Below are 13,521 nucleotides of genomic sequence, written 5' to 3'. Positions count from 1 at the left end.
GTTTCAGCCTGACCCTACATATATCGATAGGGTCTAGGTATAAGGGGCGAAACAGAGTGATTTTTGGCTTTTTGGTTCGATGGGAGGGCGGTAGGTGCCCTTTAGGGTTTATTGATTGACTGGACTAGGTAGTGATAGAGTGTTCTTATGCCCGGTACCATCAGAAGTAAAAGTTCCACCTGGTATTCATTGTCAATTGAGCAAAATTCGTAGACTTACAAGCTCTATTTATATGTAGATGAAATTTTCTCTTGACAGCGCTTCAAATAAATCTGTACCACGCGATCGTTGGGATTTTGCTGTAGGCAATTTTCAAACCACTCCACTGCTTCTGTAAATGCGTTGAGGTTGTAATAGGAACACGCTTCTGTATAGGCTTGTAGTGTGGCTAGCTTTTTTTCCTTGATATCAGAGCGATCGGCATCAAACACTTCATAAACCGTTACGACTTCCTCCTTACCTTTAACTTTAACGCGATCGACCTCACGAATGGCATAATCTCTAGGATGCTGCAAGCGGGAAAAGGTCTGCTGCGAGATTAACAAGGATACCCCATATTCTTTAGTTAAACTTTCAATCCGAGACGCTAAATTCACCGCATCGCTAATCACCGTCCCATCCATCCGGTTTTGTCCGCCCACGGTTCCCAATATCAATAAACCTGTATTAATCCCAATCCCATTTTTAATCGGCGCATAGCCAGAATTAGCACGATGTTGATTGTAATCTTGAAGTCGGTGCAGCATAGCAATTCCTGCTTTTACGGCATTGTCAGCCTCGCCGCTAAACAGTGCCATAATCGCATCGCCAATGTATTTATCAATAAATCCATGATGTTCAGTAATTGCGGGTTCTAGACGGCTCAAATAGGAATTGATAAACTTGAAATTATCCTGTGGTGTCATCTTTTCACTAAAAACAGTGAAATCACGAATATCGGAAAACAGCACCGACATTTCTAATTGCACTTGGTCGCCTAATTTCACATCAATAATGCTGGATTTATCCAAATATTGGAGGAATTGGCGTGGCACGAAGCGTTCATAAGCCTTGTTTAGTTCCGCCATTTTATTGTAGAATCTGGCATTTTCTATGGAGATAGCGGCTTGCCCAGATAATAGTTTTAAGACTTCTACTCGTTCGGGAGTAAAAACGCCTGTAGCCGAATTATGTTCTAGGTAAATAATACTGATGAGTTGGCCTTGATTAATCAGGGGAACACACAGAATGGACTGAGGGTGATTTTCTTTAATATAGGAGTCATTTAGAAATTTACCTTCGTAAGTAGCATCATTTAAAACGACACTTTCTTTGGTGCGGGCAACATAATTGATAATGGCCACGGGTAAAGGCACGGTATGCCGTGCCTCTAAAGGAATTGACTGCAACACTGTTACTTGCTCAGAACCTATTGCACCTTCAGCTTCAATAAATAGCTGTCCTTGATTTTCCAAAATGAGGTAACCTTTTTGTGCTCCTGCATTCTCTATGAGAATATTCATCAAGTTAGACAACAACTTATCCAGCAAGATTTCACCGGAAATTGCCTGAGAAGCTTTCATAACTGTGGCGATATCTAAGTTTAAGCCCGAATTATCACTTGTTGGAATAATTGTAGTTTTTATATTTGTTTTCCCCGGTTGGTTTATTCCTAATAACTGACTATATCGCTTCTCTAAATCTTTAACTTTAGCAATAGCACCCCATAGCTGATAGCAGTAACGTGCCTCCTGCATATAAGACCTGGCAATCAGTTCTTTCCCTTTAGATAAATAAAACTTAGCAGCGAGTTCGTAAGCAAGGGCGGCTTCGTGAATATATTCATTTTCTTTGGCAAGAGCAATTGCACGATCGTAATAGTCCATTGCTAAAGCATCTTTACCAAGAACCCGATATTTCTCTGCTTCTACTAAATAAAATTTATGCAAATGATTTATTGGGGCATAATTCGCCCACTTCTTCATCTTTCTCTGATTAGTTAGTACCTTCTTCAGGTAAATTACTTGTTCTGCTTTAGCAGCGGTTGGATACACAGCTAAGTGAGCTAAAGAATCATAGAAATAGAAGTGAGCAACCAAAAGCGACCCGCTTACATTTCTTAGATAAGCTTCAGCATTCACTGAAAGTGATACTGCTTCTGTATATTGTTCAAATAGGTAAGATAGAATGAGTTTATTCAAGTAAAGGTAAAAAATTGCAGTGCCGTGGTTTATCTGCTTAAGCAGTGGTAGAATGTTGTACTCATTATAGGCATTGCCGACCAATGAGAATGTATTTTCTGACTCATTTGTTAAATTAATAACTGCCTGATGAAACGGTTGTATGTGGTATAGAGTTTGGCCTTGCTTTAATTGCTTTGCTAGCTCAATATATGAATTTATTTTCTGTTCAAGTTCAGATAATTCAGAGCCAATCATATAGGAGTAGTGGCAGTAGCCATTAGCGGCATATAGAGACAATTCTAAATCTCCTATTTCTATCCCGCTTTTATAAGTCTCTAAAAGAGGTTGTAGAATATCTTTAATAGGCATTTTCCAAGGCTTGATATAATAGTTGAGATTCATAAGTGCGTGAGTTGGAAATTTTATAGCACTGAATTGCTTTAGAACCATCGAAACGAGTTGACCAAATTCATAACCTAATTCAATATCTTCTACCACACCGCAAAGAACCAATCCATAATTGCTATAGCCAGTTATAGAATCAGGGCTATTTCCATATTTTGTTGACAGAATCACCTGTTGAAAGGATATTAATGGTAAAAGTTCGGGTGCAGAAATATAAGCAGCGGAAGTTATTTTTGATAGAATAGATAGGGCAGATAATCGATAAGGATCGCTCATAGAAGGTCGATCGGCTAAAGCCTCGATGCGTTTCCCTAACAAAGCCACCTTGGTTTCCAAAAATCCCACCAGTGTATTTAATTGGGTAGGTTTTTTGGGCATTTTTACTCTTAGCTGCCTCAAAATTTGAAGCCCCAGAGCTAATGCTTGTTCTAGTTTTCCTTGGGCAATCAGAGCAATAATTTTTATTTCAATTACTTTTATTTTATCTAAGAGATTTTTGGCTTTATTTTGTACAAATTCAGTCAGAGCATCCATCTGCTCGAAATCGCCTTTTAAATAGGTAACTTCTATAATTTCTAAATGTAACTCTAAAGTTAAATTATATCGATTGTGCCAGCTATTGTTGCTTAGTAATTCTTTGCTTAAATGCAGATAATTGAAAGCAGATTGATATGCCGCAGATGCTTTAGCTTTTTTGGCAGCTTGGAGATTCAATTCAGCTAGTTCATCTCTCTCTGACTGATTGGAGATGAGTTTCTTACCAAAATTTAGTTGGTTAACAATATCAAAAAGTTTCTCTTCTTGCTTGTCGGAGGGAGTGCTTTGCAACAATACTTGCCCGATTTTGCGATGGATAATTGGCTTTTGCTGTTCGGAAATTAGAGAGTAAGCAGCTTGCTGAATCCTGTCATGGGCAAACTTGTATTCTGGTAGGAGTAAATTGGTAATGACTAATGGTTCATTAGCAGCTTCTATCTCCATGAGAGCTAATTCCAAGTCCTCCCTACTGCCAAGAAGCCCGATTAAACTAGAGGCAACTGATGCTTGCAAGTCGTTCGCCGTTTCTCTCAGGGACTTTTCACAAATTAAAGCCAGCGTCTTCACGTCAAACTGGTTACCGATACACGCTGCTATCTTTAACATCTCTTGTGTATTATCTGGCAGCTTTTGAATCTTGCTTGCCATCAGTTCGACAACATTATCAGTAAAACCCCGTACTTGAATTCGCTCTAAATTCCAGGACCAATTCAAAGTCTGAAAGTCAAATTCTATCAGCCATTCTGTATAGATAGATTTAAGGAACTCATTCATAAAGAATGGATTTCCCTCGGTTTTACAAAATACTAACTCAGCTAGTGGCTTGGCTTTTTCTTCAGAACAGTTGAGGGTATCACAAATGATTTGAGTGACGGTAGTTAAATGCAAAGCTGAAAGGAAAACTTGATTGACAATTACTCCAGTTTTGCCAATTTCCTCTAAAGTCAGCATTAGCGGATGAGCCGGAATTACTTCATTATCCCGATAAGCTCCAATTAAAAATAAACCCGATGCTCTGGCATCTATTAAGACCTGTATCAATTTCAGAGATGCACTATCCGCCCACTGCAAATCATCAAGAAATAGAGCTAAAGTATGTGAGGTATCAGTAAAGACTTTGATATAATTTTGAAAGACTAAATTAAAACGGTTTTGTGCCTCTGTTGCACCTAGTTCTGGTACGGCAGTTTGCTTACCAATAATCAATTCCATTTCAGGAATGACATCAATAAGGACTTGTCCATTGATTCCCAAAGCTGCCAATAGTTTTTGACGCCACTCTTGAAGCTGTGCTTCAGATTCCATTAAAAGTTGCTTGACTAATTCTCGAAAAGCACTGACTATCGCACTGTAAGGAATGTCACGCTGATACTGGTCAAATTTACCGGAAATAAAATAACTGCGCTTCTCGGTAATGGGTTTGTAGAGTTCCTGAACTAAAGCGGATTTACCGATACCTGAATATCCCGCAATCAGCATAATTTCGCTTCGGTCTGAAGCTCGCTCAAAAGCCTTAAGTAATGTGCCAATTTCTCGCTCTCTGCCATAGAGTTTTTGGGGGATTTGAAATTTATCAGAAATATCCTGACCAGCTAACGGAAAATCTGAGATTCTACCAGTCCGATGGAGTTGATTCAGACATTCTTCTAAATCAGTTTTAATTCCGAATGCACTCTGATAGCGATCCTCGGCATTTTTTGCCATCAACTTCATTACCATATCTGAAACAACTTGCGGAATTTGTGGATTGACTTCAAAAGGTGGTAACGGTGGTTTTGCAATATGACTATGCACGAGCTCTAGTGCGTCTGTTGTCTCAAAAGGTAATTTGTTTGTCAGCATTTCGTAAAAGGTAACACCGAGGGAATAAAAATCAGTCCGGTAATCTAGAGAGCGATTCATTCTCCCCGTTTGTTCCGGCGACATATACGCTAATGTGCCTTCTAAAGCATTGGGATTTTTTAGCGCCTGATTTTCCCGTGATAAAACCGTAGAAATACCAAAGTCAATAATTTTTAGCTGTTTCGTGTCGGGATTGTAAACGATATTGGAGGGGTTAATGTCTTTGTGAATGATGTTAGCGGTGTGGACTTGGGCTAAACTTGCAGTTGTGGCGATCGCAAGTTGTAAAAACTCCTCCAGATTAAGTTGGCGGTCATTCATACAACTTTTCAGGGATTCACCACCAAAATCCTCAAATACAATGACAAAGGTGTTTTGATATTTTTCTAAACTGAGCGAACGACAAACGCCTTCGATTTTGAGTTTATGAGTAATTTCATACTCTTGCGTGTAGCGCACTAATTCTTCAGGGGCGGGGTAGTCTTGTTTGAGGAGTTTGAGGATAACAGGTTGACCTTCTGGCGTTCGGATAGCTCGATAGACAAGAGAGTTGGCGCTTTCGTAAATCTGCCTAAGAGTTTTGTACCCAGGGAGGATGAACATAGAGCGAATCGGGGTAGTAAAAAAGATAAACTAGCGATAATAACGGCTGAATGTAATATTTTTTAGGATGACCCCTGATCTGGTTAGCAGGGTGTTATTGTCTAACTTGCAGTAGTTTTTGCTACTGCCCATACCGATTGCTGAGTAATGTAGAGCGATCGCACCGTCCCGCTCTCCAAATCTAAATAGGTAGCAAACCGTTGGAGATTACCCGCAACCATCCGGTAAGGTAATCCGCCGCCTCAGTCGCCACTCGAATATTCACGCTCTCGCTCTGCAAGTTCAGCATTGCCATCTCATCACAAGATAGGTTATTTGTCAACTCTTGTAGTTTTGGCTTCAAAAGGTCAGGGGCTTGAAGCATCCGAGATGGCAGCCTCGCACATCCCAACCCCCCAAAATGATAGAAGTCAGGATGAGTTTCCAAAAAACTGCCCAGCAAGATTTGTCGGGCTGCGGCATGATGTCCGCAATCCAAATACCACACGCGGGGGATTTCAGAACGGCTGTAGAATTGGTTTAACTCAAGAACCTGGTTAATTGCCGCTCTTCTGGCTGCTGTATCCACGCACCCTACCACGATAGTTAGCTTGTTTCGGTATTCTTTATTTGGGAAAGCCGATCGAAAAACCACTTGAACCCCCAGTGAATTCAGTAACGCTTACAAGGCTTTCAGTAAATGCAATCGATGTGCACGACGAGCAGAATACCCAATCGATCGTCCAGGGGCGTTGAAGTCCCTCGCTCATGCGTTGTTCCACCTCATTCTGTGGCGAATCAAGATGCTTGGAGTGCATTAGACCACGGGGCGCTTTTAGAGTCATCAGAAATTCTTATAAAAAACGCTGCTGCCAGAAACGCTGCTGAACTCACGTATCTAGCAACTCCTGTAAAATCTGTTCTACTGTTACCTTCAGCGGAGGTAAATTATTCTGTACGATCGCCCAAACTAGGTTCAGCGACACTCGGAAATATTCATGCACTACCAGATTTCTAAACGCTACAATTTGCGCCCACGGCACTTGGGGATATCGACCTGTCAACTCGGACGATAACGCATTTGTTGCTTCTCCAATAATCTGCAGGTGATGAACAATCCAAATTTGAATCAATTCTTGGTTGTCAAATTCCTGCCTGCCCAGGCTTGCATATCGCTCAATTGCGGCTATTGCATCTAATATATCTTGCAGTCGTTCCGCTTCTCGCCTCATAGCGGTACAGCTTCCTGCAAAACGCGCCCGCGAATCCGTTCTTTCAACATATCTACTGTGGCGATATCGACCTTGCGATTGAGCAGTTGTTCTAGATCGAACACTAGCCCACCTGGAAACCAAGGCGTGATTTTCTCTAAATCGTAATCCACTAACAAATCAATATCGCTTTCTTGTGTCGCTTCGTTCCGCGCTACTGAACCGAATACGCGCACGTTGTAGGCTCCGTGCTTTTGGGCAATGGCTAGAATTTGCGATCGCTGATAATACAGCAATTCTTGAATGCCTAATCCTGTTTTTTTCATCAAGCCCTCCTCAACTGGGGTCAGTGCTAGTTAATCAGCGAAAGTAGCCTAAATCTGTAAGCATTCAAAGCCAAGCTATCAGACATTGTAGAGTATTGTAGTATGCTCTCATAAGCTTTCAGAGTTAACAGGAATTCATCTGGGAATGCAAATTGAACCCTACGACCCTCACCACCTTGATGCTGTTATTCGTCTTTCGCTTCGAGCATGGACTCCGGTCTTTGATTCGATTCAGAAGGCGATGAGTGCTGATGTTTACCAAGCATTCTATCCCAATCATTGGCGTGTCAGCCAGCAAAAAGCTGTAGAGGAGGTCTGTGCTGCGGAAGACACGAATGTATGGGTTGCGATCGATGCCGGTTCTACTGTGGGCTTTGTAGCAGTGAAACTGCACTCAGAGGACAGCATGGGTGAAATCTACATGGTTGCCGTCGATCCAGACTTTCAAGGTCGTGGCATTGGTAGTGCTCTGATAGAATTCGCTCTGGCTTGGATGAAAGATGCTGGGATGTCTGTGGCTATGGTTGAGACTGGAGGCGATCCCGGTCATGAAAGAGCGCGTCACACCTATGAAAAGGTTGGCTTTGAGCTATTCCCAGTCGCCAGATACTTCAAGAAGCTCGCTTGTGCAGATGTGTTGATTTCGCTCGCGCATTCTATCCTTCAACATTAATGCGATCGCTCGTTCGTTCTTGTAAATCGTTGTTTAGAATCCGTGTCTAGTAGAGTTTTGGCTCAATTAATGTTTGTTTAGGTAATGATACAACTCAAATACGATTTAAGCATGGAATGTAATGATAGAGGAACATACGCGGACAGACTTGCAACAGCGGCAATGGATTTGTGATGTCGAAGATGTAAACCTGATACCGCAAGGAGCTTCATTTGTTAGCTTGTGGAAACAGTATACAAATGGCGTTGCTATTACGCTCTCTATTTATTCTGAGAACGGTCAGTTTGCGTTGTATCAAGATGTCGGTCATGCGGCATCTGGAACAAAAAGAACTAATTGCGGTACATTTTCAACCGCAGATGCTGCGGTACATCAACTGATTCAAGAGTGCTATAGCTGGGATAATACGTGGGGAATGGAATAGCATCAAGGTATTTGAGGTATGAGAATGTGAGCTATCTCAGTTTGTAGCTTGCTCGCGCATCCTATCCTTCAACTTAATGCGATCCCCCGATCTTTTAGGTTGGGTTGAAGTATGAAACCCGATACTCATCACTGCTTCTCCACCGAACCCTGGCGCGATCGCCCAATCGAGTCATGTTTGGTTTCACGTTACCTTGATTCACCAGCAAGGACTTGACAGACTCAACCCAACTTACAGCGAAAGGCGATTGCATTTGAAGATATACGGAAGAATTCAGGCTTTCCTCCAGAAAACACCTAATATATACGGAACAATTCTACCTATCCACTAAATTTGGAATGATATACAGAACGATTCTCGTTATCCATCTAGTTTTGGTGGACAGCTAGAATCGTACAGCCTAATAATATTTAGACAAAAGGAGAGAGCAGATGGATAAGCCCAGCATTCACGGTAGTTGCCTTTGCGGAACTGTGACCTTTGAAGTGAACCCACCGTTCCAGAAAATGGCTCATTGCCACTGCTCGCGGTGTCGCAAAGGCACGGGCACGGGCCACGCCACAAATTTAACCGTTGAGCCGAGCCAGTTCCGATGGCTTTCAGGGGAAGAAGGCATCACACGTTATGACCTTCCTACGGCGATTAGCTTCAGCAAATGGTTTTGCAGTAGTTGCGGGTGCCCGCTCCCGCGTCTAACGCGCAACGGCAAAATTGTGGTTATTCCAGCCGGCTCGTTGGATACAGCACCGCCTATCACTCCGACGGATCGCATTTTCTGGGCATCGAGAGCACCGTGGAGTTGTGCTAGCGGAGGGCTTCCAACCCATGCCGAGTATCCAGAGTCATGGTAGAGCTTTAACGTGCCTAACAAGATCCTCCAGCCGTCGGCTGAGCAAGTGCGTTAGATCGCTATGCGACAGGAACTACAGGTTGCAATCAAAATAAAAGCCGATCATTGGAGGTTCTAATTGGAACTTCTAGAAATTGCAGATATGGCCAATGCTTGGAGAGTCAAGTGTGACTCCTAGATTCACAGTGTGAAATCAGATGCAAGCGATCGCATACTCTCCTTCAACTTACTCTTGTAGAGAGAGGAAAGTTTTAGAATTGCCTACTAAAACAAGCTCAAATCGTCTACCAATTTGAAGCATTTGAATTTTTTCACTTTGCAGGTAGGGGATGCTGGGAACCTAGGCTGCAAACAATCAGAGGAAGGGTGCTGTGAGATTTCGACGGCTCCAATCATGGTTCCGCGATCACTCGATCGTTCTGCGCTTCTCGATCGTCGCCCTTGTCGTTTCAGTCTTGCTGTTAATATCTGCGGTAATAGGTGCTATTAACTTCGACTGCTTGATAGTGCTGAGTATAGCGATCCAGCTCTTTGCGAGGCGGTAGCTGTTGAGGATAAAGCACACCTTACCAATGGGCGTAACTCCAAAATGAAGTGCCCATGTGAACAATCATCGCCTTGTTACTCCAATCAGATTGTGTTTGTGTTTGAATTTAAGTGTATTCAGCCCGCCTCGCTACCGCACCAGGCTCGGAGCGCTCAAGTATCGTTTCGTCAAAAACACAGTTATGTACATCTCCCGTTTCCAATTACTTAATTACAAATCCTTCCAAGATTCTGGGGTATTAGAATTCCAACCTGGCATCAACATTATTGTGGGAGCCAACAATTCAGGAAAAACAGCGCTATTGGAAGCTTTGACCCTAAGTTTTAAGACCAGCCCCCACCGCAGTATCGAAACGCTTCCCCAACGCAATTCAACGCCAATCCGAAAATCAGTCGCCAATGTAACTTTAATCTTCACAAAAGCAGAAATTCACAGCCTGTTCGATAATTTATCACCCAACTGCTATGTAGGATTGTCTTCTGCTAGCAATTCGTACTTGCCCGCATCCGAAGTGCTGGCTTTATTCCAAAAGTGGATGGACAATCCCAGCGATGTAGAGTTAACTGTTTCAAAATCAACGGCTCATTCACTAAACCGGGATAGCATTTCAATCAAAGATTTAGATCCGGCTGTTGAGTTAACGTACTACGGACCAGACCGACTAAGCATGGGGTCTTATAGAGATAGCAGAAAAAATATTATAAAAAAAGATACGAACGATCGCTTTACATTATGCCAAGAAACTGATGAAGCCGACAGGCATATAGGGGAAAATTTTTTCGTAACGCTTTTTGACGAATTCGCAAACCACGTTTCCCAACTTCAAGCCCAGCGGTTCGTTGGACAATGCTCTATTGGAAATGATGAAAAGCTCAATTCAAGTGCTTCAAACCTAGCCGAAGTTATTCATTTATTGGAGTCGCCAAGTAAAAAAGAGGTTTACGAGCGTTTCAATCGGTACGTCTCTACCATGTTTCCACAGTTCGGATTAGTTTCGACTCGAATTCTGGAGAAGCAGAACCGTCAGGGGCCGAACCTTGAAATATTAATTTGGCCCACAAAATCCCTAGAAAGTGGTAGAGAAGACTTGGTATTTTCTTTGTCGGACTGCGGGACTGGTATTGGTCAGGTGTTGGCAATCCTTTACGGGGTAGTGACCTCGCCGCAATCCAGACCGATCGTAATTGACGAACCCCAATCTTATTTGCATCCAGGGGCGGCTAAGAAGCTGATAGAAATCCTCAAAGAGTTTCCGCAGCACCAATATTTTATTACCACTCATTCGGCTGAGATTATTGCTGCTGCCAATCCCTCAACTATCGTGAAGCTTCGATATGAGGATGGCGAAACCCAAGCATCAATGATGAATGCGGGAGATATTAGGGAACAGCGCTCTCTTTTAGCTGAACTGGGGGTGAGTTTGTCTGATGTTTTTGGTGCCGACAGCATCCTCTGGGTGGAAGGGCCCACCGAAGAGCAGTGCTTTCCGCTCATATTGTCCAAGCTAGCTCCAAAACTCTTGACAGGAACTAAAATTGTCAGCATCAAAAACACGGGTGATTTATTGGGAAAGAAAGCTCATTTTGCTGAGGTTATGTTTGACTTATACAAACGCATCAGCGGTGGAAATAATTTGTACCCTCCTGCTATAGGTTTTGTATTTGATAAAGAATGTTTGTCGAAATTGGAAAGTGAGACTCTAAAGAAAAGGAAGCCACATCCTATTGAATTTATCGAACGGCGGATGTATGAAAATTACCTGCTGCATCCTGATGCCATAGCATTCGTACTCAATCAAGAAGATAAGGAGCAAAAACAATGTCTTACCGGGGAAGAAATTCGAGAATGGCTCGCAACCAATAAATCAAATAAGAATTATTTTTCAAAAACTTCTAATGAAGAGGAGCTATCCGATTCCCAATGGGTTGACAAAAATATTGATGCAGCCAAACTTCTAGATGCACTATTTGCCAATTTCTCGGAAGCGCGGGTCGAGTTTAGGAAAACCAAACACTCAGTAATGCTCACGGAGTGGTTGCTTGAAAATAACTCCGATAGCTTTGCTGAATTAGTCCAGTTTTTGCAAGGTATCCTTGATGCGGGTAAAGCACCGGTGTTTTGACTAAAACCCCATTCGCGATCGCCACCAACACCCCCATTTGCGAGAAACTAAACCCAGACCAAAACCCTACACCCCCGCTATGCCCAAAATCCATGAGTGCGATCGATGTCTCCTCTTTGCCCGCAACCCACACCTCATCTGTGCAGTCCATCCCGCAGGCCCTAACACCGATACTTGCATTGACTTTCGAGAAGACCCTAATGCTGAACCGGAGGAACTATGGGAACCCGAAGGGGCAAGCTACTACAACGGCGAACTTATCCTGCAACCAAGGCAGGGGTGGACACCAGAACAACAGTTAGAACTTTTGGACACGCACCCACTGTTTACTGGTCGGTGTCCCCAATGTGAGATCCCGTTCCCCCACTATGAAACCCCGCCTGTTCATTGGGATTGTTCGGCTTGCGGGTGGATGGATGATTCGGTTTGACGCGACGGTTCTGTTTTGATAATGGCGATCGTTACGCTTTCTAAAGCATTTATGCAGCTAACTTCTTGGTTAAGATTGAATAAGCTAAATAAAGAATTATGGTTTTTTAAGTAAGCTAGGTAGTATTTAGGTAATTTGATTACTAAATGGGTTTTCTAGTCAAGTTGTTTACGATAAAAAACAATTGAGTTTTTATGAAAAATCCTTACCGCAAAATTGCAGTTTCCTCTGTTTGCACCGCTCTAAGTTTTGTTCTGGGAGCCAGCCCCGAAGCTAAAGCAGCTTCGTTTACATTGGCACCTACTATCACCTTTGAAGTCATAGATTCTAGCACCTACTTCGGTACTAGCTTTGATGGACGGGGAGATGAGGTTTTTCCTGGGAATTTTGATACTGTGGTGAGGGGAACGGTTGGGGAAGCAGCAGAGTTTGCCGAATTCAATATCGGCAGTTTGTCTCTCGCCCCTAATACAGTTATTAGCAGTGCAGTTCTTCTGGCTGAGATTTACACTTTTCAGACATTTGGTCTTGGCGTGAGCGCCACTAACCCTGGTAGTTTGGGTATCTTCGGCTATGTAGGAAACGGAACAGTCGAAGCATCAGATTTTGAGGCGGGAGTATTCTTAAGTTCTGTAGATATCTCATCCTCGTCACCTGGTGATATTCTTAACTTTGACGTAACTTCGTTTGTTAATCAGCGAGTTAGCAACCGCGATGCTTTTGCTGGGTTTGGCATTCGTGCTTTGAACCTGGGTTCCCTCACCTTGGGAGGCGGTAATTTTCCTGGTATCCAACCAAGGCTGATAGTTGAAACCGCCGACGTTACCGAACCTGTGCCCGAACCAACCACAATGCTCTGTGCAGCTATAGCCCTAGGCTGGGGAGGATGGCTGAAACGAAAGCATTTAAGTCCGCAGCATAAAACAACGCCACAAGATTAATCTACGGTTTGACAGAGTTTAATAAATTTATCAGTTGCGGGCAACAGCTTGCTCGAAAGCCCACTTGGAAGTGCAGCGGACTAATCCCCCAACAAACACCCAGAACGCGCATTGAGGCAGCACAGCGAACCAGACCCACTCGTGTGGCCACGATTGCCAGAAGCGAAACATGATTGCAGCGATCGCGGTTAGTAAGAATATTTTGCCAACAGTTGCTTCACCGATCGTCCAAGCCTGGTAAATTCCCCAGCAACAGGCGATCGTCAATTCAATAAACAGCACCCAGTTCAAAACGCTGATGATGGCGCTGTTGATGTTGCTGTTGATGTTCTACAAAAAAGTTAGTGAATCCATCCAGGGGTCACAAACTCAAAAACTCTGGGGCGCGGTGGTTAAGTACGATAATTGGGGTTTTAGGAGGGCAAGTGCTGGGCATCGCAAGCAATGCCTGTTGCGCCCTGCTGATCAG

Annotated in this window: 13 protein-coding genes; 6 read left to right on the top strand and 7 right to left on the bottom strand. The window is 43.2% G+C overall.

From position 1 onward, the window contains the following. Positions 1–224: 224 nt before the first annotated feature. The 4 genes from QUB25_RS01500 to QUB25_RS01485 all read right to left on the bottom strand — a co-directional run bounded on the left by QUB25_RS01500 (position 225) and on the right by QUB25_RS01485 (position 7,065). Entirely contained in the window at positions 225–5,549 is a 5,325-nt protein-coding gene (locus tag QUB25_RS01500; RefSeq protein ID WP_333181766.1) for an AAA family ATPase, read from the bottom strand. A 181-nt stretch (positions 5,550–5,730) separates the two neighbouring features. Further along, positions 5,731–6,183: a hypothetical protein gene (locus tag QUB25_RS01495; protein WP_333181764.1), complete on the bottom strand. Its 453-nt coding sequence runs from the start codon at positions 6,181–6,183 to the stop codon at positions 5,731–5,733. Between the two features lie 235 nt (positions 6,184–6,418). Continuing rightward, positions 6,419–6,760 (bottom strand): HepT-like ribonuclease domain-containing protein, encoded by a 342-nt coding sequence (locus tag QUB25_RS01490; protein WP_333181762.1) that lies wholly within the window; start codon positions 6,758–6,760, stop codon positions 6,419–6,421. After that, entirely contained in the window at positions 6,757–7,065 is a 309-nt protein-coding gene (locus QUB25_RS01485) for a nucleotidyltransferase family protein (RefSeq protein ID WP_333181760.1), read from the bottom strand. Before QUB25_RS01485 ends, QUB25_RS01490 begins: the two co-directional genes overlap by 4 nt. Before the next feature lie 145 nt (positions 7,066–7,210). Here QUB25_RS01485 and QUB25_RS01480 point away from each other — a divergent pair, with 145 nt between their 5' ends. Both QUB25_RS01480 and QUB25_RS01475 read left to right on the top strand, forming a co-directional pair. After that, positions 7,211–7,738: a GNAT family N-acetyltransferase gene (locus QUB25_RS01480; protein ID WP_333181758.1), complete on the top strand. Its 528-nt coding sequence runs from the start codon at positions 7,211–7,213 to the stop codon at positions 7,736–7,738. Between the two features lie 121 nt (positions 7,739–7,859). Beyond that, positions 7,860–8,162 (top strand): hypothetical protein, encoded by a 303-nt coding sequence (locus tag QUB25_RS01475; protein WP_333181757.1) that lies wholly within the window; start codon positions 7,860–7,862, stop codon positions 8,160–8,162. Positions 8,163–8,256: 94 nt separating this feature from the next. On the opposite strand, the gene QUB25_RS01470 is transcribed toward QUB25_RS01475, so the two are convergent. Then, on the bottom strand, positions 8,257–8,415 hold the full coding sequence (locus QUB25_RS01470; RefSeq protein ID WP_333181754.1) for a hypothetical protein: 159 nt from the start codon (positions 8,413–8,415) through the stop codon (positions 8,257–8,259). A 178-nt stretch (positions 8,416–8,593) separates the two neighbouring features. Here QUB25_RS01470 and QUB25_RS29710 point away from each other — a divergent pair, with 178 nt between their 5' ends. Then, positions 8,594–9,013, top strand: coding sequence for a GFA family protein (locus QUB25_RS29710; RefSeq protein ID WP_445251919.1), 420 nt, complete (start codon positions 8,594–8,596; stop codon positions 9,011–9,013). Positions 9,014–9,473: 460 nt separating this feature from the next. Here QUB25_RS29710 and QUB25_RS01465 read toward each other — a convergent pair whose 3' ends face one another. After that, entirely contained in the window at positions 9,474–9,575 is a 102-nt protein-coding gene (locus QUB25_RS01465) for a DUF72 domain-containing protein (RefSeq protein ID WP_333181753.1), read from the bottom strand. 165 nt (positions 9,576–9,740) lie between these two features. On the opposite strand from QUB25_RS01465, the gene QUB25_RS01460 reads away from it, so the two are divergent. The 3 genes from QUB25_RS01460 to QUB25_RS01450 all read left to right on the top strand — a co-directional run bounded on the left by QUB25_RS01460 (position 9,741) and on the right by QUB25_RS01450 (position 13,052). Beyond that, on the top strand, positions 9,741–11,681 hold the full coding sequence (locus tag QUB25_RS01460; protein ID WP_333181751.1) for an AAA family ATPase: 1,941 nt from the start codon (positions 9,741–9,743) through the stop codon (positions 11,679–11,681). 37 nt (positions 11,682–11,718) lie between these two features. Continuing rightward, a complete protein-coding gene (locus QUB25_RS01455; RefSeq protein ID WP_333181749.1) occupies positions 11,719–12,111 on the top strand; it encodes a hypothetical protein in 393 nt (130 codons plus the stop codon). A 194-nt stretch (positions 12,112–12,305) separates the two neighbouring features. Next, positions 12,306–13,052 (top strand): PEP-CTERM sorting domain-containing protein, encoded by a 747-nt coding sequence (locus QUB25_RS01450; protein WP_333181747.1) that lies wholly within the window; start codon positions 12,306–12,308, stop codon positions 13,050–13,052. A 30-nt stretch (positions 13,053–13,082) separates the two neighbouring features. Here QUB25_RS01450 and QUB25_RS01445 read toward each other — a convergent pair whose 3' ends face one another. Continuing rightward, positions 13,083–13,334 (bottom strand): hypothetical protein, encoded by a 252-nt coding sequence (locus QUB25_RS01445; RefSeq protein WP_333181745.1) that lies wholly within the window; start codon positions 13,332–13,334, stop codon positions 13,083–13,085. Between the last annotated feature and the right edge of the window lie 187 nt (positions 13,335–13,521).

This window comes from Microcoleus sp. B3-D7, from assembly GCF_036705305.1.
GTDB lineage: Bacteria > Cyanobacteriota > Cyanobacteriia > Cyanobacteriales > Microcoleaceae > Microcoleus.
Note: the sequence above shows the minus strand (reverse complement) of the source record. Positions and strands in the feature narration are given on the sequence as shown.